The organism is Methylorubrum thiocyanatum (assembly GCA_014138645.1).
Taxonomy (GTDB): domain Bacteria; phylum Pseudomonadota; class Alphaproteobacteria; order Rhizobiales; family Beijerinckiaceae; genus Methylobacterium; species Methylobacterium thiocyanatum.
Map to the genome: position 1 here is coordinate 111,325 of JACJIB010000009.1, position 22,462 is coordinate 133,786.

General features: G+C 72.2%; 29 protein-coding genes. 16 read left to right on the forward strand and 13 right to left on the reverse strand.

The annotated features are described in order from the left end of the window. Window positions 1–139: 139 nt before the first annotated feature. Window positions 140–1,681, forward strand: a complete 1,542-nt coding sequence (locus HNR51_RS22585; RefSeq protein ID WP_182556424.1) for a sensor histidine kinase — start codon at window positions 140–142, stop codon at window positions 1,679–1,681. Between the two features lie 6 nt (window positions 1,682–1,687). On the opposite strand, the gene cobT is transcribed toward HNR51_RS22585, so the two are convergent. Further along, on the reverse strand, window positions 1,688–2,725 hold the full coding sequence (gene cobT, locus HNR51_RS22590) for a nicotinate-nucleotide--dimethylbenzimidazole phosphoribosyltransferase (protein ID WP_182556425.1): 1,038 nt from the start codon (window positions 2,723–2,725) through the stop codon (window positions 1,688–1,690). 165 nt (window positions 2,726–2,890) lie between these two features. Here cobT and cobS point away from each other — a divergent pair, with 165 nt between their 5' ends. The 6 genes from cobS (at window position 2,891) to HNR51_RS22620 (ending at window position 6,285) form a co-directional block, all read left to right on the forward strand. Next, window positions 2,891–3,718 carry an adenosylcobinamide-GDP ribazoletransferase gene (gene cobS, locus HNR51_RS22595; RefSeq protein WP_012452780.1) on the forward strand — a complete coding sequence of 276 codons (828 nt, stop codon included), beginning with the start codon at window positions 2,891–2,893 and terminating at the stop codon, window positions 3,716–3,718. 80 nt (window positions 3,719–3,798) lie between these two features. Next, complete coding sequence (locus HNR51_RS22600; protein WP_012452779.1) at window positions 3,799–4,158, forward strand: type II toxin-antitoxin system PrlF family antitoxin; 360 nt, start codon at window positions 3,799–3,801, stop codon at window positions 4,156–4,158. Continuing rightward, on the forward strand, window positions 4,155–4,643 hold the full coding sequence (locus HNR51_RS22605) for a type II toxin-antitoxin system YhaV family toxin (protein WP_182556426.1): 489 nt from the start codon (window positions 4,155–4,157) through the stop codon (window positions 4,641–4,643). The genes HNR51_RS22600 and HNR51_RS22605 overlap by 4 nt, the downstream gene beginning before the upstream one ends. Before the next feature lie 7 nt (window positions 4,644–4,650). After that, the gene (locus tag HNR51_RS22610; RefSeq protein WP_182556427.1) at window positions 4,651–5,322 is read left to right on the forward strand and encodes a DUF6891 domain-containing protein; all 672 of its coding nucleotides are present in this window, start codon (window positions 4,651–4,653) and stop codon (window positions 5,320–5,322) included. 61 nt (window positions 5,323–5,383) lie between these two features. Continuing rightward, window positions 5,384–5,596, forward strand: coding sequence for a DUF1289 domain-containing protein (locus HNR51_RS22615; RefSeq protein WP_152275937.1), 213 nt, complete (start codon window positions 5,384–5,386; stop codon window positions 5,594–5,596). Continuing rightward, entirely contained in the window at window positions 5,593–6,285 is a 693-nt protein-coding gene (locus HNR51_RS22620) for a retropepsin-like aspartic protease family protein (protein ID WP_012452775.1), read from the forward strand. The genes HNR51_RS22615 and HNR51_RS22620 overlap by 4 nt, the downstream gene beginning before the upstream one ends. 6 nt (window positions 6,286–6,291) lie before the next feature. Here HNR51_RS22620 and HNR51_RS22625 read toward each other — a convergent pair whose 3' ends face one another. Further along, entirely contained in the window at window positions 6,292–7,671 is a 1,380-nt protein-coding gene (locus HNR51_RS22625; RefSeq protein WP_182556428.1) for a DUF5666 domain-containing protein, read from the reverse strand. Further along, complete coding sequence (locus tag HNR51_RS22630; RefSeq protein ID WP_182556429.1) at window positions 7,668–8,543, reverse strand: DUF6502 family protein; 876 nt, start codon at window positions 8,541–8,543, stop codon at window positions 7,668–7,670. The genes HNR51_RS22625 and HNR51_RS22630 overlap by 4 nt, the downstream gene beginning before the upstream one ends. 159 nt (window positions 8,544–8,702) lie before the next feature. On the opposite strand from HNR51_RS22630, the gene HNR51_RS22635 reads away from it, so the two are divergent. The 4 genes from HNR51_RS22635 to HNR51_RS22650 all read left to right on the forward strand — a co-directional run bounded on the left by HNR51_RS22635 (window position 8,703) and on the right by HNR51_RS22650 (window position 10,549). Beyond that, window positions 8,703–8,975: a hypothetical protein gene (locus HNR51_RS22635; protein ID WP_182556430.1), complete on the forward strand. Its 273-nt coding sequence runs from the start codon at window positions 8,703–8,705 to the stop codon at window positions 8,973–8,975. Then, complete coding sequence (locus tag HNR51_RS22640; protein WP_182556520.1) at window positions 8,972–9,163, forward strand: hypothetical protein; 192 nt, start codon at window positions 8,972–8,974, stop codon at window positions 9,161–9,163. The genes HNR51_RS22635 and HNR51_RS22640 overlap by 4 nt, the downstream gene beginning before the upstream one ends. Window positions 9,164–9,207: 44 nt before the next feature. Beyond that, entirely contained in the window at window positions 9,208–9,960 is a 753-nt protein-coding gene (locus HNR51_RS22645) for an outer membrane protein (protein ID WP_239681551.1), read from the forward strand. Between the two features lie 148 nt (window positions 9,961–10,108). Then, entirely contained in the window at window positions 10,109–10,549 is a 441-nt protein-coding gene (locus HNR51_RS22650) for a phospholipase A2 family protein (protein WP_012452769.1), read from the forward strand. A gap of 105 nt (window positions 10,550–10,654) precedes the next feature. On the opposite strand, the gene HNR51_RS22655 is transcribed toward HNR51_RS22650, so the two are convergent. The 5 genes from HNR51_RS22655 to HNR51_RS22670 form a co-directional block, all read right to left on the reverse strand. Beyond that, window positions 10,655–11,056 carry a DUF3775 domain-containing protein gene (locus HNR51_RS22655; protein ID WP_141950441.1) on the reverse strand — a complete coding sequence of 134 codons (402 nt, stop codon included), beginning with the start codon at window positions 11,054–11,056 and terminating at the stop codon, window positions 10,655–10,657. 181 nt (window positions 11,057–11,237) lie between these two features. Beyond that, entirely contained in the window at window positions 11,238–11,372 is a 135-nt protein-coding gene (locus HNR51_RS26840; RefSeq protein ID WP_012452767.1) for a hypothetical protein, read from the reverse strand. 97 nt (window positions 11,373–11,469) lie between these two features. Further along, on the reverse strand, window positions 11,470–12,036 hold the full coding sequence (locus tag HNR51_RS22660) for an NUDIX domain-containing protein (RefSeq protein ID WP_012452766.1): 567 nt from the start codon (window positions 12,034–12,036) through the stop codon (window positions 11,470–11,472). Window positions 12,037–12,065: 29 nt separating this feature from the next. Continuing rightward, on the reverse strand, window positions 12,066–12,347 hold the full coding sequence (locus tag HNR51_RS22665; protein ID WP_182556431.1) for a sulfurtransferase TusA family protein: 282 nt from the start codon (window positions 12,345–12,347) through the stop codon (window positions 12,066–12,068). Between the two features lie 79 nt (window positions 12,348–12,426). Next, a complete protein-coding gene (locus HNR51_RS22670) occupies window positions 12,427–12,852 on the reverse strand; it encodes a hypothetical protein (RefSeq protein ID WP_012452764.1) in 426 nt (141 codons plus the stop codon). A gap of 209 nt (window positions 12,853–13,061) precedes the next feature. Here HNR51_RS22670 and HNR51_RS22675 point away from each other — a divergent pair, with 209 nt between their 5' ends. After that, window positions 13,062–14,561, forward strand: coding sequence for a DUF8728 domain-containing protein (locus HNR51_RS22675; RefSeq protein ID WP_495525045.1), 1,500 nt, complete (start codon window positions 13,062–13,064; stop codon window positions 14,559–14,561). A gap of 43 nt (window positions 14,562–14,604) precedes the next feature. Here HNR51_RS22675 and HNR51_RS22680 read toward each other — a convergent pair whose 3' ends face one another. From HNR51_RS22680 to HNR51_RS22690, 3 genes are all read right to left on the reverse strand, one after another. Continuing rightward, window positions 14,605–15,975 carry a glutamate--cysteine ligase gene (locus HNR51_RS22680; RefSeq protein WP_182556433.1) on the reverse strand — a complete coding sequence of 457 codons (1,371 nt, stop codon included), beginning with the start codon at window positions 15,973–15,975 and terminating at the stop codon, window positions 14,605–14,607. Window positions 15,976–16,163: 188 nt separating this feature from the next. Continuing rightward, complete coding sequence (locus HNR51_RS22685) at window positions 16,164–17,147, reverse strand: asparaginase (protein WP_182556434.1); 984 nt, start codon at window positions 17,145–17,147, stop codon at window positions 16,164–16,166. A gap of 29 nt (window positions 17,148–17,176) precedes the next feature. Then, a complete protein-coding gene (locus tag HNR51_RS22690; protein WP_141950435.1) occupies window positions 17,177–17,929 on the reverse strand; it encodes a 16S rRNA (uracil(1498)-N(3))-methyltransferase in 753 nt (250 codons plus the stop codon). A 303-nt stretch (window positions 17,930–18,232) separates the two neighbouring features. On the opposite strand from HNR51_RS22690, the gene HNR51_RS22695 reads away from it, so the two are divergent. Genes HNR51_RS22695 through HNR51_RS26845 form a run of 3 tightly spaced genes read left to right on the forward strand, consistent with a single transcriptional unit; the run spans window position 18,233 to window position 20,064 of the window. After that, entirely contained in the window at window positions 18,233–18,838 is a 606-nt protein-coding gene (locus tag HNR51_RS22695; RefSeq protein WP_141950434.1) for a hypothetical protein, read from the forward strand. Window positions 18,839–18,874: 36 nt separating this feature from the next. Continuing rightward, entirely contained in the window at window positions 18,875–19,825 is a 951-nt protein-coding gene (ubiA, locus tag HNR51_RS22700) for a 4-hydroxybenzoate octaprenyltransferase (protein ID WP_182556435.1), read from the forward strand. 50 nt (window positions 19,826–19,875) lie between these two features. After that, the gene (locus HNR51_RS26845; RefSeq protein ID WP_012452757.1) at window positions 19,876–20,064 is read left to right on the forward strand and encodes a ribosome modulation factor; all 189 of its coding nucleotides are present in this window, start codon (window positions 19,876–19,878) and stop codon (window positions 20,062–20,064) included. Window positions 20,065–20,094: 30 nt separating this feature from the next. Here the strand turns inward: HNR51_RS26845 and HNR51_RS22705 are convergent, their stop codons facing one another. Continuing rightward, complete coding sequence (locus tag HNR51_RS22705; RefSeq protein WP_182556436.1) at window positions 20,095–20,598, reverse strand: DUF6101 family protein; 504 nt, start codon at window positions 20,596–20,598, stop codon at window positions 20,095–20,097. 376 nt (window positions 20,599–20,974) lie between these two features. On the opposite strand from HNR51_RS22705, the gene HNR51_RS22710 reads away from it, so the two are divergent. After that, entirely contained in the window at window positions 20,975–21,793 is an 819-nt protein-coding gene (locus HNR51_RS22710) for an inositol monophosphatase family protein (RefSeq protein WP_141950432.1), read from the forward strand. A gap of 28 nt (window positions 21,794–21,821) precedes the next feature. On the opposite strand, the gene HNR51_RS22715 is transcribed toward HNR51_RS22710, so the two are convergent. Further along, window positions 21,822–22,448, reverse strand: a complete 627-nt coding sequence (locus HNR51_RS22715) for an ABC-type transport auxiliary lipoprotein family protein (RefSeq protein WP_182556437.1) — start codon at window positions 22,446–22,448, stop codon at window positions 21,822–21,824. Window positions 22,449–22,462: the final 14 nt, after the last annotated feature.

Genomic DNA, 22,462 nt, shown 5'->3' on the forward strand with positions numbered 1-22,462 from the left:
GATCGAGGCAATTCGCCGGAACCGCGAAGCCGCTTCTTAACGGTTCGCGCGGCACCTTGCGGGCTCTCCACTTCACCCCGCGCGCCGCAAGACCACGCGGGCCCCCGCGTTCCGATCCCGATTGGCGATCTCGACTGTTATGGCCGACCTTACAGCGGAGATGGTTCAACGCGGGCGCGGGCCCTCCTCGCAGGAGGTGGCGAAGCGTCGCGGCATTGCACGCGAGATGCGCTCGGCGCGGGAGCGGCTGACCTCGACCAGCGGCCTGGAGCGGGCCTTCGACTACGAATTGCTGCGCCTCTACGCCCAGTACCGGGTCGGGGCGGGCATCCCGCTTCTGCTGCTGGCGCTCGGGGTGGCGGGCGCCTCCTCGATCTGGGTCGCGCCCGTGACCGTGGCGGTCTGGGCGGCCGGGGCGCTCCTCGCCACGGCGCTGATGCTGGTGCTGAGCCGCCGCTTCCTGCGGCAGGCGCCCGAGAGCCTGCCCCTGAAGCGGTGGGGGCGCCTGTTCGTCGCCGCCGAGTTCGGCCAGAGCCTCGCCTGGGCGATGCTGCTGCTTGTGGGCGTGCCCGAGGCGCAGACCTTCGCCCTGTTCGGTCTCGTCATCGTCGCGGCGGTGACGACGATGCTCGCCGCGACCGTGCCGGTCGCCGCCCTGTCCGGCCTCGCCCCGCTGACGCTGGCGGCACTCTCGCTGCTGGTCTTCTCCCGCGACATGGACACGATGCTCCTCGTCGCGATGACGGTGGCGAGCCAGCTCTTCTTCGCGGGGCTGGCGCGGCGCCTCTACGCCTCCGCTGTCGGCACGCTCCAGTCGCGGGCGGAGAAGGACGCCATCTTCGCCGAACTCGAACAGGCCAAGGCCAATTCCGACGAGGCCCGGCGTCGGGCGGAGGAGGCGAACCTCGCCAAATCCCGCTTCCTCGCCACCATGAGCCACGAGCTGCGCACGCCGCTCAACGCCATCCTCGGCTTCTCGGAGGTGATGAAGAACGAGGTGTTCGGCGCCCACGCCGCCCCGGCCTACCGGGAATACGCCACCGACATCCACGACAGCGGGATGCACCTGCTCAATCTCATCAACGAGATCCTCGACCTCTCGCGCATCGAGGCCGGCCGCTACGACCTGAGCGAGGAGGCGGTGCAGCTCGCCCACACGGTCGAGGAATGCCGCCACATGATGACCCTGCGTGCCCGCAGCAAGGGTCAGACCTTCGCGAGCCTGATCGACGATTCCCTGCCGCGCCTGTGGGCGGACGAGCGGGCACTGCGCCAGATCGTGCTCAACCTCCTGTCGAACGCGGTGAAGTTCACGCCGCCGGGCGGCGAGATCACGATCAAGGTCGGCTGGACCTCGTCGGGCGGGCAATATGTCAGCGTGAAGGATTCCGGCCCCGGCATCCCCGAGGACGAACTCGGCACGGTGATGTCGTCGTTCGGGCGCGGCTCGCTGGCGATCAAGACCGCCGAACAGGGCTCCGGCCTCGGCCTGCCGATCGTGAAGGGTCTGATCGACCTCCATGGCGGCGGCTTCCAGCTCAAGTCGAAGCCCCGCGAGGGCACCGAGGTGATCGTCACCTTCCCCGCGAGCCGCGGCATGGACACCCTGCCCGCGATGAATCTCGGCGCCGAGAAGGCCCCGGCGGAGACGGCCCCCGCCCGGCGCGCACGGGCGGCCTGAGGGGCCTCAATCCGCGCTCTTGCCCGAAACCCCCGCCTGCTCGAACGTCGCCATGTCGCGGTGGCAGGCGAGTGCGCCTTTCAGGAGGCCCAGCGCCAGCGCCGCACCGGAGGCTTCGCCGAGCCGCATGTCGAGCGACAGGACCGGCCTGAGGCCGAGCCGCTCCAGCACCTCGCCATGCGCGCCCTCCGCCGAGCGATGGCCGGCGATGCAGTGGTCGAGGGCGTGCGGATCGGCGGCGTGCAGCACCGCCGCCGCCGCAGTCGCCACGTAGCCGTCGAGCACCACCGGCACCCGCTGGAGCCGCGCGGCGAGGATGGCGCCGGCCATCGCCGCGATCTCCCGGCCGCCGAGGCGGGCGAGCACCGCCAGCGGGTCGCCCAGATGATCCTTGTGGGTCTGGAGCGCCAGGCGCACGGCCTCGGCCTTGCGGGCGAGCCCGGCCGCGTCGAGCCCGGTGCCGCGCCCGACCCAGTGCTCGGCCTCGCCGCCGTAGAGTGCGGCGTAGATCGCCGCCGCGATCGTGGTGTTGCCGATGCCCATCTCGCCGACCGCGAGGCAATCGGTGCCGGCGGCCACCGCCTCCATGCCAAAGGCCATGGTGGCCACGCACCCCTTCTCGTCCAGCGCCGGGCCGGAGCAGATGTCGCCGGTCGGCAGGTCGACGGCGAGGTCGAACACCCGGAAGCCGAGGCCGTAGGCGGCGCAGAGCTGGTTGATCGCCGCGCCCCCGGCGGCGAAGTTGTCCAGCATCTGCCGGTTCACCGCCGCCGGGAAGGCCGAGACGCCGCGCTCCACCACGCCGTGGCTGCCGGCGAAGACGCAGACCATCGGCCGGTCGAGGGTCGGCTTGGCCTTGCCCTGCCACGCGCCGAGCCATTCCACGAGCCCTTCGAGCCGCCCGAGCGATCCCGGCGGCTTGGTGAGCTGCGCGTCCCGCGCCCGGATCGCGGCGAGGGCGTCCCCGTCGGGGCCCGGCATCTCGGTGAGGAGCCGGCGGATGTCGGCGAAGGGGGAGGCGTCGGCGGTCGGGCTGGCGGTCATGGGAGGGGCTCGTGCGCGGCGGGTGCGGGAACGCGAAAGGAGGTCGCCCAATCGGCGCGGGGATTGCCACCGGATAGCCGGCGGCGCCGCGTAGCGGGCAGGAGGCTCCCGGCGCTATAGAAGCGGACGGGCCCGCGGTACAGGCGGCCGGACGGGAGAGGCGGAATGAGCGAGCGCAGCGGCCGCGATCTCGGACCGCCCTTTCCCGGAGCGGAATGGGTCTACGACCTCGCCGCCTGCCTCCGCTTCTTCACCCGCCTGCCGATCCCGCCGCTGCCCGACGAGCCGGCACCCTACGGCGCGCCGGACTTCCGCACCGTGCCGCGGATGCTGCCGGTGGCGGGGTTGCTGATCGCGCTGCCCGCCGCCCTCGTACTGGTGCTGGCCTGGGAGATCCGGCTCGGGCCGTTCGTGGCCGCCGCGCTCGCCCTCGTCGCGCTGGCGCTCATCACCGGCGCCATGCACGAGGACGGCTTGGCCGACGTCGCCGACGGGTTCGGCGGCGGGCAGAGCCGCGAGCGCAGCCTGGAGATCATGCGCGACAGCCGCATCGGCGCCTATGGCGGCACCGCGCTGTTCCTCGGTCTGGCGCTGCGGGCGGCGATGCTGGCGACCCTGCTCGACCGCTCCGGTTCGCTCGCCGCCGTCTCGCTCCTCTTCGCCGCCGCCCTGTCGCGGAGCGCGGCGCTGATCCCGCTCGCGATCCTCGCGCCCGCCCGCCCCGGCGGCGCGGGCGCCGCCGTCGGCCGGCCGAGCCGCGCGACGCTCGGGATCGCCGGGCTGATCTGCCTGATCCTCGCAGGCCTCGCCGCCGCCCTCGGCCTGCCGCCGCTCGGTCTCGTCCTCGCGCTGATCCTCGCACCCCTGGCCGCCTTCGGCCTGAGCGCGCTCGCCGAGCGCAAGATCGGCGGCCAGACCGGCGACGTGGTCGGCGCCTGCCAGCAGGTCGGCGAGATCGCGGTGTTGCTGGCGCTGGTAGCGGCGACGGCTTAGCCCCTCGCGGGATCGATGGACACCTTGCCTTGCGAGGCATGATACGTATCTTGATACGTATCGCTCGCGAGAATCAGATCATGTCCCAGCCCGGCTTCAAGGGGTCGATCACGACGACGGGGCGGTCCGAGGCGCTCCGGCTCGACAAGGCCCTGTTCAAGGCCCATCCGGAGTTCCGGCAGAAGGCGAAGATCCGCGCCCACATCCTCGGGCCGGGAACGATGCTCGTCACGCTCGACCCCGACGAGGCCGCATCCCAGGAGGCTTCCGAGAGCGATCCCGTGGTCGCCGCCTATCTCGCCTTCCTCGAGCGGGACATGGCCGCTCACCCCGAACGGCTGCACCCGTTCACCGAGATCGACCTCGCGCGGCTCGCATCATTGACCGAAGGCGTGCCTGTCTCCGACGACGAGGTCATCCCGGACGACGTCACCCTGTGACGGATGCCTCGCCCTTCGCGGAGCGCAACGGCTGGAAGCTCTATCGCGCCCGCGCCTTCCGGCAGAGTGTCGATCCCCTGACAGAAGACGTCGCGCGGCTGGCTGCCGCCGACCCTGACGGCTACCGCGCCCATCCGAAGACGAAGCTCCTCGCGCGCATCCGCAGCCTCATCGTCGAGGAGATCCCGCGCGATCCGAATGCCCCGGTCTATGCCCTGGGCAACACGCTCGGGCCGACCCATCGGCACTGGCGGCGTGCCAAGTTCCTCCAGCGCTTCCGCCTGTTCTTCCGCTTCGACAGCGCGAGCCGCATCATCGTCTATGCCTGGGTCAACGACGAGACCACGTTGCGCAAGGCCGGCGCCCGCAGCGATCCCTACGCGGTGTTCGTGCGGAGGCTCGACGACGGCGATCCCCCCGATGACTGGGATGAGCTTCTGACCGATGCCCGGTCAACCGAGGCGCGCGGGCTTTCGGATCGGTGAGACCCCCATGCTGAGGCTCCTTCGCCGCCTTCTCACCAAGCGGCCGGCACGGACCGCCGGCGAAGCGGCGCCCGAAAGGCAGCCGGAAAAGATCGACCGTGCCGACACCGCCGAGCGGATCGAGATCCTGGCGCGGGGCGGCTTCGAGACGGAGGCCTCGACGCTCGAGACGATCCTGGACGAGTACCTTAACCCGGACGAGGTCGATGCCGACGATCGCCGCTGGATCGAGGCGGAGGTCGCCCGAGCCTACGCGCGCAAGCGGGCCGACGAGGCGACGTGGCCGCTGGAGACGGATTTCGACCGCCTCGCCGTCGCCTTCGACGCGCTCGATGCCGGCGGGATCATCGCGCTGCACCGCGCCGGCTACACCCGCTCGGACGGTATCTCGGATGCGGCGGAGGTCTGCCACCAGCGCAGGGAGCGCGGACGCTCCTCGCGCGGGTTCGTGTTCTACCATGGGCAGGATGTCGAGGCGGTGGTTGCCGACCGTGGGCTCTACCTCGCCTTCGGCGCGTTCGACGACCGCGACGCGACCCTGGCCGCCATCACCGCCGAGATCGTGGCGGCGGTCGAGGCACAGGGATTGCGCACGCAGTGGGAGGGCGATGTGGGCAAGCGCATCCTCGTCCACCCGATCGTGTGGTTGAAACGAAGCCCGTCCGACGACCCCTGGTGACGGCGCGGCGTCCGGAAAAGCCCTTGATTCACGGCCCCGCTCCGTCCCATCTGCACGGGCGATGACGGCCATTCCCCCGACAAAACCCTCCTCACCCTGCACCAAGGTCTGCGTGCTCGATGCCGCGACGGGCCTGTGCGAGGGCTGCGGGCGCACGCGCGAGGAGATCGGCCTGTGGGGCTCGCTCTCCGAGCCGCAGCGTCTGGCGCTCATGGCGGTGCTGCCCGAGCGGCTGCGCCGGGCCTATCCCGCGCGGGAGGAGGCCGCGCGATGATGTGGCTCGGCCTCGCCATCCTCGGGATCGGCCTCGTCGTGCTGGTCGCCAACCACGACGGCGGCCCGGTGATGGGGCTCGATTCGGATCAAGTCGCCGGGCTCGTCTCGATGACCGCGCTGCTGATCCTGCTCACCGCCGGCCGCTGGCGGCAGGCGCTCGCCATGCCGGGCAAGACCGTGGGCGCGATCCTGATCTGGCTCGCCATCGGCGTGGTGATCGTGATCGGCTACACCTATCGCGACGATGCGCAGCGGATCGGGGCCAACGTCGTCGGGGCGCTGCGCCCCGGCACCGCCGTGGTCGGCCCCGGCGGCGAGGTGACGATCACCCGGCGCTCGGACGGCGACTTCGCCGTGCTGGCGGAAGTGAATGGCCGGGCCGAGGAGCGCTTCGTCTTCGATACGGGGGCGAGCAGCGTCGTGCTCACCGCCGGGACCGCCGAGCGTCTCGGCATCCGCCCGCCGGAGAGCGCCTTCACGCAACGCGTCTCCACCGCCAACGGCACGGCGCTGACCGCGCCAATCCGGCTCGACTCGATCACGGTCGGGCCGATCACCGAGCGCCATGTCAACGCCATGGTGAGCCGGCCCGGCGTGCTGACCACCAACCTGCTCGGCCAGAGCTTCCTCGACCGGCTGCCCTCCTATGAGGTGCGCGGCGATCGGCTGATCCTGCGCAGCCGCTGACGGCCCTCAGCGGCGCCCGCCACCGCCGAATCCGCCGGGACCGCCACCGAACCCGCCGGGCCCACCGCCGCCGCCGAATCCGCCGAGACCGCCGCCGGGCCGGCCGAATCCGCCCGAGGGACCGCCGAACCCACCGCCGGGACCGTCGAAACCGCCCCCGGAACCCGGTCCCGGACGGGTGTCGATCGGATAACCGCCGGGCATGGGGCGCTCGCCCGGCCCGCCGCCGCGGCCGGGATCGAAGCCGCCGGGGGCGCCGCTGCCGGGACGGCTGAACGGTGCCTCGCCGCCCGGTCCCGACCGGCCGGGCGCGCCGGGCCCTCGGCCGCCGGGATCGCCGCCGCGTCCCCGTCCTCCTGAACCCTGTCCCTTCGGATCCTGTACCCCCGGACCCTGCCCCCGCGGACCTTGCTCTCCGAGATGCCGGCCGCCCTGTCCCGGTGCGTCGCTGCGGACCGCCTCCACCCGCATCCGCCCGTCGCGGCCAAGGTCGGCCTCGATCACGGCGGGGCGCCCCGATCCGGGCAGCGCCGAGGGCTCGACCCGGCCCGAGACGGAGAGGCCCGACCCCAGCCTCAGGCCCCCGCCAGCCTGCACGACGTAGGCCTCGATCGAGGCACGGGTGAGCCCCGCCGGAAAGGGCCGGCTGACATCGCGGGCGGACGTCACCGTCAGCCCCCCTGGTCCGGCTTCGCCTTCCGCCAGGACGCGTCGCCCGACGAGCCGAGGCTCTAGCCCCGCAAGGCGCAGGCCGCCGATGCGCGGGCTGCCGTCCGGGCCGCGCCGCACCGGCCCGGCGACGCGGTCGCGCCCCTGCGCGCGCGGCTCGATCAGGCTGGCGACGATGGTGCCGTCGCCCCGGCGCAGGCCGCTCACCGCGACGCGCTCACCCACCGCGAAGGTCTTCGCGCCTTTCAGGCCCGCCGTGGACACGCTCTGGCCGAGCACGGTGAGGCGAGTGCGGGTCACCGCCTCGACGGGGCCGACCACCTCGCTCGTCACCGCGATGGCGCGGGTCGAGAGAGCGCCGTCCGAGCCCCGCGCCACCACGCGCACGACCTGCCCGACCTTGAGGTCGGCGGTGCGCGCGGGCGCGCCATCGATGCTTACCCTCACGTCCGGCGGATAGGCGATGCGCAGATCGTTGACGACGATCGAGCCGAACCGGCGGATCGTGCCGATCACCCCCGTTCCGCCGATGCCGCGGTCGCCGCCCGGCGTCTCCTCCTCCGAGGGGCGCACGCCGGTGCCGCCGATGCCCCGATCCTGCGCGGGGTCTTGAACGGGATCGCCCGGCGTCTGCGGCCAGGCGGGGCGCGGCCGCCACAGGGCGGTTCCGGCGAGCAGCGCCAGCAGGCCGCGGCGGGTCGGGACAAGGCGGCTCAAGGCGCGGAGCCCTCCGCCGCATCCGATTCCGGGCCGGCACCGGAATCGCGGGCGGACACCTCCTCCCGGTAGATGTAGATGCCGAAGTTCCAGCGGTGGCGCCCGCCGGCATCCTCCGCGCAGGCGGCGTGCGCCTCGGCATTGGCCTCCTTCAGAGCCCCCATGGCGATCTCACGGGCGCGCGCCTCCAGCCGCCTGGCCAGCCCATCCGAGAGTCCGTCGTAATGCACGGCGCGCTCGAAGAAGCGGGGGGAAGGGGCCGTCACGTTCTCCGCCGCCGCGGCGATATGGTCGTGCAGGTTGCGCCCGAAATAGTAGAGCTGCGGCTCGGCCCCGCCCTTGGGCAGGTAGGCCGCCTCCAGCAGCCGCACCCGGCCCTCCGGGTCGAGCACCACGAGGCCCCGGTCGAGCCACTCGTCGAGCACGGCGCGGGGGCGCACGTCTTTGGTCACGCCCGCCACGAGGCTTTCGAAGGAGGGGGCCGCGTCATCGGCGGAGCGCGGCAGCGGCAGCGGCCGGCCCTGGCCGTCGGTGAATTCGGGGGCGGCGACCCAGCGGGCGATGATCCGGCTGGTGCGCGAGACCGTCGCCGGCACTTGGCTCACCGGCGCGCCCGCCCCGCGCAGGCGGCGCACCTCCTTGCGGTGGATGCCCGTCAGCAGGCTGACCCGGCTGTCGGTCTGCTCCTTGCCGGGAAGCGCGAAGTCGTACTCGGCGACGTTCACGTAGAGTTCGCGCAGCAGGTTGGTCAGGGCCGGGAAGGTGATGCCCCGCTGCACCAGCAGGCGCACGAGCGGTCGCAGCAGGCGCGCGACGGGCCCGTGCAAGGCGGCGCCGTCCGGAGACGGAGCGGGTTCGGTCGGCTGAGACATGACTCGACCTTTAAGGGTCATGGCGTGGGAGACAATCCCACGATGTGCGGTCCGGCACCCTCGCACACCGCTTTCCGTTTGACGTGGGAATCTTGCACACGTAAGTTTTTGTGGTCATTATTCCCACGAAATGCTGCAACCCCCCGGTGAGGTGACGCCATGATCGAACTGAGACCTGCCCTCGTGCCCGGCGAAGCGCCGCTCCGGCTCGGCGTCCGGAAGCGCACGCGGCGCGACAAGCCGGTCGCACCGCTGCTCCGGAGCGCGGTCCTGGCAGCGATCCTGGCCGCCGCCGTCGGCTCACCCGTCCTGCGCGGACCCGCCATCGACCCGTCGCACGGGCTCGGCCCCGCGCCGCTGCAGGCGGCCGGCCGCGCCGCGCCGCACACGAGTGGGACGTGGGTCGCGCTGGTCCGGGAGGCCTCCCGATGAGGGCCGCCACACCCACCGCCTTTCCGATGGCGGGGCTCGTCACGAGCCGGATCCGGCCGCCTCCCCCGCGCCGGGCCCGCCGTTCCGAGCCTGCGCCCGAACCCTGCGGCGGCGAGACCATCATCGACTTCGCACTCTGCCTGATCCTGTCCGTCGCGGTGGTCGGCCTGCTGATGCTCGCGCTCTGACCTCCTCCGCAGAGATCCGAAACAAGTCTGATACGAGAGACGACATGACCCGACGCCCGATGCCGCCGGCTAAGTCCGGACTGTTTTCCGGCTTTCTCGGTTGCCTGCTCGCCGGCAGCGCCTGCGCCGCCGACCTGCCGCGGCGCGCCGCACCCCCGCCGCCGCCGCTCCCGCCGGCCTTCACCTGGACCGGCTTCTATGTCGGTGCCAATGCTGGCTACGGCTTCCGCGGCGGGTCCTCGCGCTACTCGGACGCCACCTACGGCACCGTGACGGAGAGCGGCGGCAAGGGGGGCTTCGTCGGCGGCGGCCAGATCGGCTACAATTATCAGATCACGCCGGGATCCGGCTGGGTGCTCGGTGCGGAGGCGGATCTTCAGGCCACCGGCTTCGGCCGCCGCGGCGACGGCACCGTCGGGGCGACGCCCTATTACGGCGTCGCCCCGAGCCTCGACTGGTACGGCACCCTGCGCGGCCGGGTCGGCTACGCCTTCGACCGCTGGCTGGTCTACGGCACCGGCGGCTTCGCCTATGGCGGCGGCAGCCGCTCGCCCTACGCCTCGGCCTATCCCTACACCCTGCCGGACACGACACGGCTCGGCTACGCCGCCGGCGCCGGCATCGAGTACGCGCTGACCGACCATGTCTCGGTCAAGGTCGAGGGCCTCTACGTCGACCTCGGCAAGCAGGGCACGGGAACGACCGTCTACGACGCGACCGTTCCCGCCTATTACGGCACCGGCCGGTCGGAATCCGGGTTTGGTGTCGTGCGCGGTGGCCTGAATTATCGGTTCTGAAGCGGCATCCGATGGCTTGTTTCTTGCGTGAAACAATGAACCGCGGCTGCGGGAAGACGGTTGGAACGGCTCAGCCTCGCCGACGCGGATCGTGATTCCGTCGGGTGGAGCGCTGTGAGGGGAGCGTTTCGAACGGAGACTTCCAACCGTGGCCACTCTTGCCCACCGCGCCGCCCGGCGCCTTCCCCTGGCCGCCGGCCTCACGGCCGTCCTACTCGGCCTCGCACCGCTCGCCGCCTCGGCTCAGTCCGTCGTGGCACCGTCCATCGAAGCACCCGCCATCGAAGCACCCGCCGCGCCCGATCTCGGCAACGGATTGCCCCAGGGCGCGCTGGTCTTCCACGGCAACTATTGCGGCCCCGGCAGCCGCGGCGCGGGCCTTCCCCCGGTCGATGCCCTCGACCGGGCCTGCATGCATCACGACGCCTGCTCGCCGCCGGTGGGGCAGGGGCTGCCCACCTGCGCCTGCAACGACCGGCTGGCGCGCGAGGCCGGCCTGGTGGCCCGCTCGCCGCGGATCAGCGACGAGCAGCGAAGTGCGGCGGAGTTCGTCGCCATGGGCGCGAAGGCATTGGCCTGTCAGCCCTGAGCATCGCCTGAGGTGATTCAAAGCCTCTTGCTACATGACGATCGATCCCGGCCCGGAGTATGCCTCCGGGCCGATGTCGTCTCGGCGAGGCCGGCGGCCGACCGATCAGGGCGCCTCGGGTGTATCCATGGGGATGCCGAGGGCGTCGAGGCCTTCCTCGAGGAGCGAGGCGCCGTCCGGCGTTCCGAGCAGCTCGCGCATCACCGTGTCGCCCGCCGCCTCGCGCTCCTTGGCGAAGTCGACCGCCGTGCGCCATTCCGCCGCCTCGTAATCGCCGCGGCCGATATAGAGGAGCGCCCCGAGATCGGCGCGCTCGTCCTCGTTGAGCCCGGCGACCATGCTGCGGATCTCCTGCTCGGTGGCATCGTCGGTGCCGCCGACCAGGATGTCGATCGAGCCGTCATCGGTCGGGTTGGAGCCCGAATCCGGATCGGTCGCGCCTTCCTTCACCTCGACCGCCCGCAGGCGCAGGATGATCTCGGTGACCTTGTCGAGGGCGATGTCCATACTTCACTCCAGCTTCGGCGGGCCACCGGGGGAGGCGGCGCGCCGGGGTCGAACGGAACGCGCGGGGTGCCGCCGCGGTCGTCCGGACAAGCCGGTGGCATCGGGCCGCGACGGAGGCGCAGAGCCTCGTCAACCCGTGGCGTAGCCGTTGGTTCGGTGCGGCTGGGGTGTCATGCGGGCCTTACGCCCGCGGCGGGTATCCGCCCGGCTCGGCGCTCACGGGCCGCTCGGGGCGCTCCTGTTCCCGCCGATGCCACATCAGGAGCAGGGCGGAGACCACGAGCCAGGGACCGGCGATCCCGATGAAGAACGACATGGGCGCATCTCCCGCACGGCGGTTCCCGGTTCCCGAAGAAAACCGCTCCGCGTGACTGGGGATGATAGGCGCTCCCGCCGGGCCGGCAAGCGGCGCCTCAGGCGAAGAGGTCGGGGTGGCGCAGGCGTAAGGACAGCAGGAGCACCAGCGTCTTCATATCGACGATCTCCCCGGCCTCGCTCATGGCCGCCAGGGTGGCGAGCGGCATCTCGACCACGGTGATCGCCTCGTGCTCCTCCGCCAGGCCGCCGCCCGGTCCCTCCCGGTCGGCCTCGGCGTAGGGAGCAAGGAAAAGGTGCATCCGCTCGGTCGAGATGCCCGGCAGGCTCCACACGGTGGAGACGGGCTCCAGGCGCGACAGCCGCAGCCCGGTCTCCTCGAAGGCCTCGCGGCGCACTCCGGCCTCCGGATCGGCCTCGTCGAGCAGCCCCGCGGGCACTTCGAGCAGGTCGGTCACGCCCGCCGTGAAGAAGGGCGGGGCGCGGAACTGGCGGATCAGCAGGGCGACCTTGCGCTCCGGGTCGTAGGGCAGGACGCAGACCGCCTCGCCATGATCCTCGATCTCGCGGGTCACCGCGGCGCCTTCGGGCGTCGTCACCTCGGCAACGACGAAGCTCGCCCAGCCGTCGTGAACGGTGCGGGTGCCGCGGATCTCGGGGGGCATGGCGTCTCCTGAGGAGGGCTTGTTCGGGATCAGGCTTGCTCGGCCGGCCGGCCGGCGCCGCGGCGGATCAGGAATCGCGCGGCCGAACCGCGGCGCTCCAGCGCCTCCAGCGTGGCCCCTTCCTCGCGGACGACGTTGGGAATGTCGATCCCCGCCAGCGGATCGGTCGCGGTCACGGCCAGCCGCGCGCCGGGCGGAAGGGCCCGCAGGGCCTTGCGCGTGCGCAGGGCGGGGAGGGGGCATTTGAGGCCGCTGAGGTCGAGTTCGACCGCGCCATCCTGCGACATCCCGGCCTGCAGAGTCTCGGACATGGCCGCGGCTTAGCATGAAAAAGCCCCGCCGGCTGAGATCAGCCGGCAGGGCGATGTGTTTCACCGAGTGCGGACGCGGCTACCAGCCGTAGGGGCCGTAGCCGTAATAGCCGCCATAGGCCGGGTAGCCGTAGCCGCCGTAATAGCCGACGGGGCGACCGTAGCCGTAATAGCCACCGTAGGCCGGGTACCCGTAGCCGTAGCCGTAGTAGCGCGGGGCCGTGCTGGCGGCGATGGCGCCGCCGATCAGGCCGAGCGCCGCGCCGGCGGCGAGGGCCCCGCCGATGTTGCGGCGGCGATACCCGTAGCCGTAGCCGTAACGCGGGCCGTAATGCCCGCCGTAATAGCCGCGGCGCCAGCCGACGGTGTCCACGGTGGTGGTGGTGCCGCCGACCTGCGCGGCGCTCATCGCCGGCAGCGGCGCGGCCTGTGCGGTCGGAACGGCCGTCACGGTCAGGCTCGCCGCAGTAAGGCCGGCGAGCGTCAGGTTCGCGATACGGGACATGGATGCGGACTCCTTAGGCGTTAAGGAACACGCACAGGAACAATTTCGCGCAATTCCCGTTCCCGCGACCCTGCATCCCGGCTCGTGAAATTCCGCGCGCCCGGCCCGCTGCCGGCTCGGCCCGTCAGCCCCTGCGTCGCGGCGGCGGATCGGCCGCGGCCCTTCACCGGCGGGTAAGGCCGCTATGGTCTGATCGCACCGTGACCCCGATGCCTGCCCTCTCCGCAACCGCGGCCGTGCCGTCCGCACGACGGACCGTCGATCGGCGCGCCGGGCTCGGTGCCGGGCTCTGCGCCGTCCTGATCCTCGGGCTGGTCCTGCTCTGGTGGGGCCGCGGCGGCTGGGTCTTCCCCCTGGATGACGCCTACATCACGATCCACAACGCCCGCGTCCTGATCGAGGGGCAGGACCGCAACTACGGTGTCCCGGCCCTCGTCGGCGCGAGCAGCCTGATCCATCTCGCGCTCGTCACAGCCGTCAGTCTCGTGCTGCCGGGCGAGGCCGCCTCCTATCTCGTCGCCGGAACCGGGCCGGTGCTGTTCCTTGCCGGGCTGCTGACGCTGGGGCGCCGGCTCGGCCTGCCCTGGCCGGAGGGGACGGCCCTTGCCCTCGTGGGGCTGGCCTTCGGAGCCGCCCAGTTCCTCAATGGTCTCGAGACCGGCCTCGTCATGGCCGCAGTGACGTGGACGCTGGTGCTGGCCCTCGAGGCCCCGTCGCGGCGGCTCGCCCTGGCCTGCGGTCTCCTGCCGTTCCTGCGGCCCGAACTCGGCCTGCTCTCGCTGGTGCTGATGACGCGGCAGGCTCGGCTGCGGCTCGCCGCCGGGCCGGACCGGGCGGCGGCCCTGCGCGCTCTCGCGACGGATGCGGCGTGCGTGCTGTTCGCCGCCGCCCCCTGGCTCGCCTGGAGCTTCGCCGAGACCGGCACCCTCTTGCCGCGGACGATCGCCGCCAAGCAGGCCTTCTTCGGAGTGCCGTCTGCCAGCTTGGCCGAGAGCGTCGTCTACGCCGCCATGATGGTCGCAGCCGGTCTCGGGCCCGTGGCGGCGGCGCTTCCCTTCCTCGGCCGCGCCGGCCCGGCATGGGCGCTCGGAGGGTTCGTGGCCCTGTTCACCCTCGGCTTCGCGATGACCAATTGGGAGGTGCTCGGCCATAACGGGCACCGCTACACCCTGGCGCTGCTGCCGATCGCCCTGTTCGCCGTGATGCGGCTCGGCGCCGTCCACGGCCTGCGTCCCGTGCGCCTCGTCATCCTCGCGCAGGCGGCTTTTGCCCTCTCGGCCCTGCTCCAGATCACCGCCGGACAGGAGCGTGTGGCACAATACGCCACCGTCGCCCGCTGGGCGCAGGCCAACCTGCCGCAGGCGCGCCTGCTGATTCACGATGCGGGTGTCATCGCCACCGCGAGCGATCTGCCGCTCACCGACCTCGTCGGGCTCAAATCCCCCGACAGCATCGCCGACCACCGCCGCTGGACGGCGCCGAGCGGCGGTGCCGAACGGTTCCGCGCCGTCGATGCGATCGCCCGGCGCAGCGGGGCGACCCATGCCATCATCCTCGACGACGCGCCGGACCGGTTCTGGGGGCTCCTCGTCGACGATCTGCGCCGCGCCGGCTGGCGTGCCGATCCGCTCGAGACCGGGAGCGCGCGCGGCCCCTACATCCTCTATCGGCTGACGCCGCCCTCACCGGGTGCTGCGCCGGCTCCATGAGGCGGCCTCCGTCCGCGCGGGACGTCGTCCAGAGGCGGTCGTCTCAGAACGTGCAGGCGGTGAAGGCCGGATCGACCGACTTCTCCCAGGCACCCTCGTAGTCGGCCAGCCGCTCCTCGGCGTGGCTGCGGCCGGCGGCGACGATTGCCTCCAGCGGCTGGAGGTAGACCGCCTCGTCGCGCCCGCTTCCGTCGCGGCGCGCCCGCGCCTGGAGTCCGGTGCGGGCGATGGCGAGGGCTTCCGCCGCGACCGCGCCGAGGCAGCGCCCGCCGATGCTGGTATGGAGCCCGAGCCGGGGCACGGCCGCGCGGATCGCCTCCCGCTCGCCGGCGGACCAGCCGCGCACGAGATCCCAGGCGGCGGAGAGGGCGGTCTCGTCGTAGAGCAGCCCGACCCAGAAGGCCGATTGCGCGGCGATCATCGCCGGCCCGCCGACATCGGCGCCGCGCATTTCGAGGAAGCGCTTGAGCCGCACTTCCGGAAAGACCGTGGAGGCGTGGTTGGCCCAGTCCGAGACGGTGGCCCGCTCGCCCGGCAGCTGCGCGAGGCGCCCCGCCATCAGATCGCGGAACGAGGCGCCGGCGACGTCGTGATAGGTCTCGCCGCGCTTGACGAAATACATCGGCACGTCGAGCAGCCAATCGACATAGGCCTCGTAGCCGAAGCCGTCCTCGAAGGCGAAGGGGAGCATGCCGGTGCGGTCGGCGTCGGTGTCGCGCCAGATCTCGGAGCGGCGCGACAGGAAGCCGTTGGGGCGCCCGTCGGTGAAGGGGGAATTGGCGAACAGAGCCGTGGCGACGGGCTGGAGCGCGAGGCTGACGCGCATCTTGCGCACCATGTCGGCCTCGGAGGCGAAATCGACGTTCACCTGCACGGTGGCGGTGCGCAGCATCATGTCGAGGCCGAGCTTGCCCACCTTCGGCATGTAGTTGCGCATGATGCGGTAGCGGCTCTTGGGCATCTGCGGCGTCGCCTCGCGGGTCCATTTCGGACTCATGCCGAGGTCGAGGAAGCCGATGCCCAGCGGATCCGCCGCGCGTTTGGTCGCCGCGAGGTGCTCGTCGAGTTCGGCCGCGGTCGCGTGGATGTCGGCGAGCGGCGCCCCGGACAGTTCGAACTGTCCGCCCGGCTCGATCGAGATCGCGCCGCCGCCCTCGTGGCCGGCCAGCCCGATGATGTTGCCGCCGTCCAGGATCGGCTCCCAGCCGGTCTCGCGGCCGAGGTTTTCCAGGAGCGCCCGGATGCCGCGCTCGCCCTCATAGGGCACGGGGGTGCGGTCGGCGGTGTAGAACGGGATCTTCTCGTGCTCGGTGCCGATGGCGAAGCGCTCGCGCGGCTTCTCACCCGCGGAAAACCACGCGATCAGTTCGTCCCGCGTCGTGAGCGGAGTCGTGTCGGACGTGTCGCGCGCCATGCGCTGCCTCGAAGGTAACGTCAGTCGAAGGGGATCAGCGGCGCGCCGAAGGTCCGCCACCGGACGGGGCCGGCGGCGGCCTCACCGGATGTCGTGTCCTTAGAGGACGCCGCAAGACTGAACAACGCGCCCGCCGACCGCATGGCAGACATGCCTCAAGCTTCTGTTTACGCCGTCCGGTTCCGCGATCACGGATCCGCGAAGTAGGAGGCATAAGCCGCCCGCTCGATGCCTGCGCGAAGGAGAAGCTGAAGCAGCAGCCGCGCCTTCAGGCCCGAGAGGGCACCGGCCGAGAGCGCGCCGCGGGCCAGCAGATCGATCTCGCCGCCGGGATACCCGTATGTGCGGCAGAACACAGGACCCGTCACCGTGCGGGAGGCGAGCAGCACCGGAACGCGCTCCACCAGCCCGGAAACGATCGCGGCGAGCGTTTCCGGGACGTGACCGGCGCCCATCCCCTCGATCACGACGCCGCGGAAGCCGAGATCCGGCAGGGCGGCCAGCAGCCGCCCGTCATCGCCGATTCCCATCTTGAGGAGCGCCACCGGTGCCGATTCGTCGGCCAATGGGCCGGTCAGGGCCGGCGAGCGGCGGGATCGCAGAAAGATCCGGGCCTCGCCCTCGATCACGAGGCCGACCGGGCCGGCGAGCGGGGAGCGGAAGGCCGAGGGGAGGGCGGTGTGGGCCTTCTGCACGAGGCGCGCGGCGTGGATCTCGTCGTTGAGGACGGCGAGCACGCCGAGGCCCCGCGCCGCCGGGCTGCCCGCGACGATCGTGGCGGCGAGCAGGTTGGCCGGCCCGTCCGCGCCGGCGCTTTCCGGCCCGCGCATCGCCCCGGTGACGATCACGGGCTTGTCGCCGGCCACGAGGCAGTCGAGGACGAAGGCCGTCTCCTCGATCGTGTCGGTGCCCTGGATCACCACCGCCCCGTCGAGATCGCCGGCGAGACGTTCGTTGAGGGTGCGCGCCACCCCGATCAGGTCGTCGAGGGTCAGCCCGGCGCTCGGGCGGCGCAGGGGCGAGAGCGTCTCGATCGCCGCCACCGTGTCGAGCCCCGGCACCGAGGCCGCGAGGTCGGCGGCCGTCAGCGTCGGCACGATCCCGCCCTCGCTGGAGCGGGTCATGGTGATCGTGCCGCCCAGCGACAGGAGGAGGATGCGGGGCAACGTCATTCTTTGAGACCTTCTCGAATCGGTCCGACTCACCGCGCGTCGCCGAGCACGGCCTGCACCAGGGCCAGCACCGCCACCGCCGCCGTGTCTGCCCGCAGGATGCGGGGGCCGAGCGACAGGGCCACCGTGTTGGGGCGGGCGGCGATCAGGGCGCGCTCCTCCGGGTGGAATCCGCCCTCGGGGCCGACCAGCACCGCGAGCGGCGGCGGGTCGGCCGGATCGGCCGCGCCGCGCAGGGCCGCGACCGGATCGGTGACGGGGGCGTCCTCGTCGCAGAACACCAGCAGCCGCCCGGGGTCCAGCGCGGCGAGGCAGGCGGGCAGCCGGTCCGGCTCGCCGATCTCGGGCACGGCGAGGATGCCGCATTGCTCGGCCGCCTCGATCGCGTTGGCCTGGAGCCGGTCGAGCTTGATCCGCTCGCCCTGCGTGAAGCGGGTGAAGACCGGCTGAAGGCGCCCGGCGCCCATCTCCACCGCCTTCTGCGCCATGTAATCCAGCCGGCCGGTCTTCAGGGGCGCGAACAGGTAGTGCAGGTCGGACGGCGCCGGCTGCGGCCGGGTCTGCGCCACGACCCGCAGATCCGCGCTCTTGCGGCCCTGCGGCACGATCTCGGCACGCCACTCGCCGTCGCGCCCGTTGAACAGCAGCACCGGCTCGCCCTCGGCGCGGCGCAGGACGGTGAGCAGGTAGTTCGCCTGCGCCCGCTCCAGCGGCAGGACGCGCCCCTCCGCCAGATCCGCTTCGACGAAGAGGCGCGGGGCGGTGAAGTCGTAAGCGGCCATGATCTCTCGCAGTGAAGCCGGTCTCGTCGCGTGGCCGTCCCGGCCTGTCAATCCGGCGCCCGTCCCGACTGGTGCGGAAATGCAACGCGCCGCCGGTTTCGAAACGTTTCCCACCTCCGCGGCTTCAGGGCGGCGGAACGCACCATTGGCGCCACATTCCCGTGCGCAGAAGAGTGCCGCATCGAAACATGTTCAAGCCTCCCAGCCGAAACCGCCGCGCCAGTGCCGGGGTCTCGCGCCGGGCGGGCGCTGCGGGATCGGGGGCACACCCGTCGCGGCATGCGGGGAGAAGGACCGGGCCGAATGTCTGCCAGGATGACTGCACCGACGAAGACCGCCGCCGCCGCTCTGGTCGGCCTCGCCCTGCTGTCCGGGCCGGCGCTGGCCCAGGGCCTCAGCGGCGCGCCGCTGCCCTCGATGGATGCGACGGCGGAGCCCGCTCCCTCGGCCGCCGCGCCGATGACCGTGCCCCCGCCCATGGCGCCGGCCGCGCCCGCCCAGTCCGTGCCGCAGCAGGCCGGCACCGATTGCAGCTCGATCCAGAAGACGCTGATCGAGCGCAAGAACCTCGTGGCCAAGGCCAACTCGGCCTCGAACTCCAAGAAGAAGATGACGCCGCAGGAGGCGTGCTCGCTGTTCGGCCAGCTTCAGGCCAACGGCGCCACCGGCATCAAGTGGATCACCGCCAACAAGGAGTGGTGCTCGATCCCCGATTCGTTCTCGGAAGGCTTCAAGGCCGACCACAACAAGGTCGCGGCGATCCGCACCAAGGTCTGCGGCATCGCCGCCCAGGCCTCGAAGATGGAGGCCCAGGCCAAGGCCCAGGCGCAGAACGGCGGTGGCGGTGGCGGCCTGCTCGGCGGCCCCGGCCTGTCGGGCGCCTTCCGCATGCCGCAGGGCGCGCTCTAGAGACCGCGCCTCGAACCGATCGCCGCCGCGTCAGCGTTGCCCTCTCCGTCCGAGCCCGGCTCCGGCCGCGTCGCCGACGCGGTCGCCGGCCATTGGGCCGACCGGCTCGCGCCGGCCGCCGCGCGGCCCTATCTCCGGCTCGCCCGGATCGAGCGGCCGATCGGCTGGTGGCTGCTGCTTCTGCCCTGCTGGTGGTCGGCGGCGCTCGCCGCCGTCGCCGCCGGGACTCCCGGTCCCCATCCCGGCCATCTCGTGCTGTTCCTGATCGGCGCGGTGGCGATGCGGGGGGCCGGCTCGACCTACAACGACATCGCCGACCGCCGGCTCGACGCGCAGGTCGAGCGCACCCGCTCGCGCCCGCTGCCCTCCGGGCAGGTGACGACGAAACAGGCCGCCGCCTTCCTCGTGGCGCAGGCGCTGGTCGGGCTCGCCGTGCTGCTGCAGTTCAACGCGGCCGCGATTCTCGTCGGTATGCTCTCGCTGGCGCCGGTGGCGATCTACCCGTTCATGAAGCGGGTGATGCCGATGCCGCAGGCGGTGCTCGGCCTCGCCTTCTCCTGGGGCGCGCTGATGGGCTGGGTCGCCGTGTTCGGCCGCCTCGATCCGCCGGCCCTGTGGCTCTACGCGGGCACGATCTGCTGGGTCGTCGGCTACGACACGATCTACGCGGTACAGGACATCGAGGACGACGAGATCGTCGGCATCCATTCCTCGGCCCGGCTGTTCGGGGCGCGGCTGCGCCTCGCGGTGGGGCTGTGCTATGCGGGCACCGCCGCCCTGTTCGTGCCGGCGCTGCTCGGCGCCGGGGCCGGCCCCCTCGGCTGGCTCGGGCTCGCGCTGTTCGCCGGCCACCTCGCCGGCCAAGTGATGCGGCTCTCCGAGCGCGACGGCGCGCGCGCGCTCGCCCTGTTCCGCTCGAACCGCAATGCGGGTCTCGTCCTGTTCGCGGGTCTCGCCGCCGACGCGCTGTGGCAGGGGCTGCACTGATCGGCGAGCCCTCCGATGGCGCGGGTCGATCCCCGCGCCATGTCCGGTGCATGCGTGAGACGGATCCCCACCGACCCCCCGCCGACCCCATCGCGGAAGGCGCCCGCGCCCGGAACCAGGGACGTCCCCGGGACGCCTGCCCCTATCCGCTGAATTCGCCCGAGCGCACCGAATGGCTCGAGGGCTATGACGGCATACCGGCCGACCGCGCGCCGGATGGGCCGCTGGACAAGGGGTGAGACCGAGGGCTGAGAGGTCGGTCCATCCTCTCAGTTCCGCGAAATGATCTCGCTCTCGCCCCGGTGGATGCAGGGCCGGGCCGGGAGGCGGGCGGTCTTGCGCCGCACGAGGAAGCGCGGGCGGCGTCCGCTGAGCGCGGCGTGGCGGCGGCGCTGCCGGCCCTTGCCGAGCACGACCGGGCCGAGCTGCTGCGAGACCGGAACGATGGCGCCGTCCTCGCGCAGCAGCATGCGGGCGAGACCGCCGGTGGTCGCGATGTCGCGCCACAGCGCCACGACCTCCTCCTCGGGGAACGGCCCGAGCTGCATCGTCACCTCGCCCTCGCCGTCGACGAGGAGCAGGGAGAAACGGTCCTCGCCGCAGGCATCGGCCGCATCGTCGGCGAAGGACAAGGCCACGCCGACGGCCGCGCCACCGCCGAGGCGCGCACCGAAGGCCGGCAGCGGGGTGGCCGCATACGTGAGGCGGGTCGCACGCGCCGCGTCGTTGCTGCCGGGCCGACAGTTCTGATTCGTGATCTCGAAAGTCATCATCGGTTCGACGCCCTATCCCGTGTCGCGGTCTCTGTCGGACGCGCTGATCTGACAAGCACAGTGCCGGTCGTCTCCCCCAAGGCGCCTTAAGAGTGAGCGTTAAGCGTTCGTGGATCGAGCCGAACTCTGCCGAATGCTCAACGGACCCTTGCCGGGATTGGTGCAAATGTCGGTAACCGTTCGCGCATGGACGCAGCGCTGGAGCCTGTCCCCGGGCTCGCCGCCCGCGGCGCATGGCTGCGTTTTGCGAAAACCGATGGCCACTTTTCCGGTTGATGCCCTAGAACGAAGGGGCGTCGGCGCCGTTCAAACGACATGTCAAACGACATGAGGCCGGCCTCGCACGAGCGGCTTCGACCGGATCGATGACCCATCCATGACCCAGACGACATCCTCTTTCGCGGCGCTGCGGCCCGTGCTGCACGACGCGATGCGGGAGGCCGCCGCGTTGGCGCTGCCCTCCTTCCGGACGGGCGCGCACACGAGTGCGCGGGTCTGGTCGAAAGCCGGCGGCTCGCCGGTGACCGAGGCGGACGTCGCCGTGGACGCCTTCCTCAAGGTGCGCCTGTCGCAGATCGAACCGCGGGCCGCCTGGCTCTCGGAGGAGACCAGCGACGATCCGGTCCGGCTCGGCCACGACCTCGTCTGGATCGTCGATCCGATCGACGGCACCCGCGCCTTCCTGTCCGGGCATCCGGACTGGTCGATCGCGGTGGCGCTGCTGTCGCGGGGCGAGCCGGTGATCGGCGGCGTCTTCGCTCCCGCGACGGATCAGTTCTACGAGGCCGTCGCGGGCGAGGGTGCGACCCTCAACGGAGTGCCGATCCGCGTCGCGCCGCAGGCCGCGCTGGAGGGCGCGCGCATCACCGGCCCGAAGCCGATGCAGGACCGCCTGCTCGACGGTGCGGCCCGGCTCGGGACACGGCCGGCGGTCACGGTGATCGAGCGGGTGCCCTCGCTGGCCCTGCGGCTCGCGCGGGTGGCCGAGGGCCGGATCGACCTCGGCCTCGTCTCGCGGGATGCGCGGGATTGGGACCTCGCCGGCGCGGATCTGATCGTCCGCGAGGCGGGCGGCGCCGTCTGCGACCTGCAGGGCCGGCCGGCGGTCTACAACCGTCCGGAACCGCGCCACGGCGAGTTGATCGCCGTGCCGCTCTCGCTGCGCGGGCCGGCGCTTGCGGCCTTGGACGCGTGATCGCGACGCCGGATGCGCGGCGCGGGCTCTACCGCGCCGCATTCACCCAGCGCACGAGGTCGGCGAGCACTTGGCCGAGCGCCGCGTCGAGGCCGGCGGCGGCACTCTGCGGATCGACCTTCTGCACGGGCACGCGGGCGGTGAAGACGCGGGCGTTGACGACCCGGCCGCTGCCCTCGGCGATGAGCTTGGCCGAGAGATCCACCACCGCTTCACCGGTGCCGGAATTGATGTCGAACTCACGGATCTCGCTGACGAGCTGGTAGTCCGAGGGAACCTTGTCGGTCGGCCGCGAAACCGAGCGCAGGCGGCCGGTATTCTCCAGGCTCTGGATCACCCGCGTCTGGATCAGGCGTGGCAGACGGTCGGCCCACTGGCCGCCGCCGAGGAACGACAGGGAGCCGCCGGGCTCGCGCACGATGATGCGGTCGGCCTCCATCGGCTGCAGGCCGACGGGCTCGGACACGACGATCGAGCGCGCCGCGCCGCCGGCCCGGGCCTGCCCCGGCAGGGCGGCGAGGTCGAAGGTCAGCGGCGTGGCGCCGCCGCCGCAGCCGCCGAGGAACGCGAGCGGCGCGAGCAGGGCGCCCGCCCGCAGGAAGCGGCCGGGCAGGAGACGGCCGGCAAGGGCAGGCGAGAGAGGAAGACGCATCATACGCTCGGGCACCG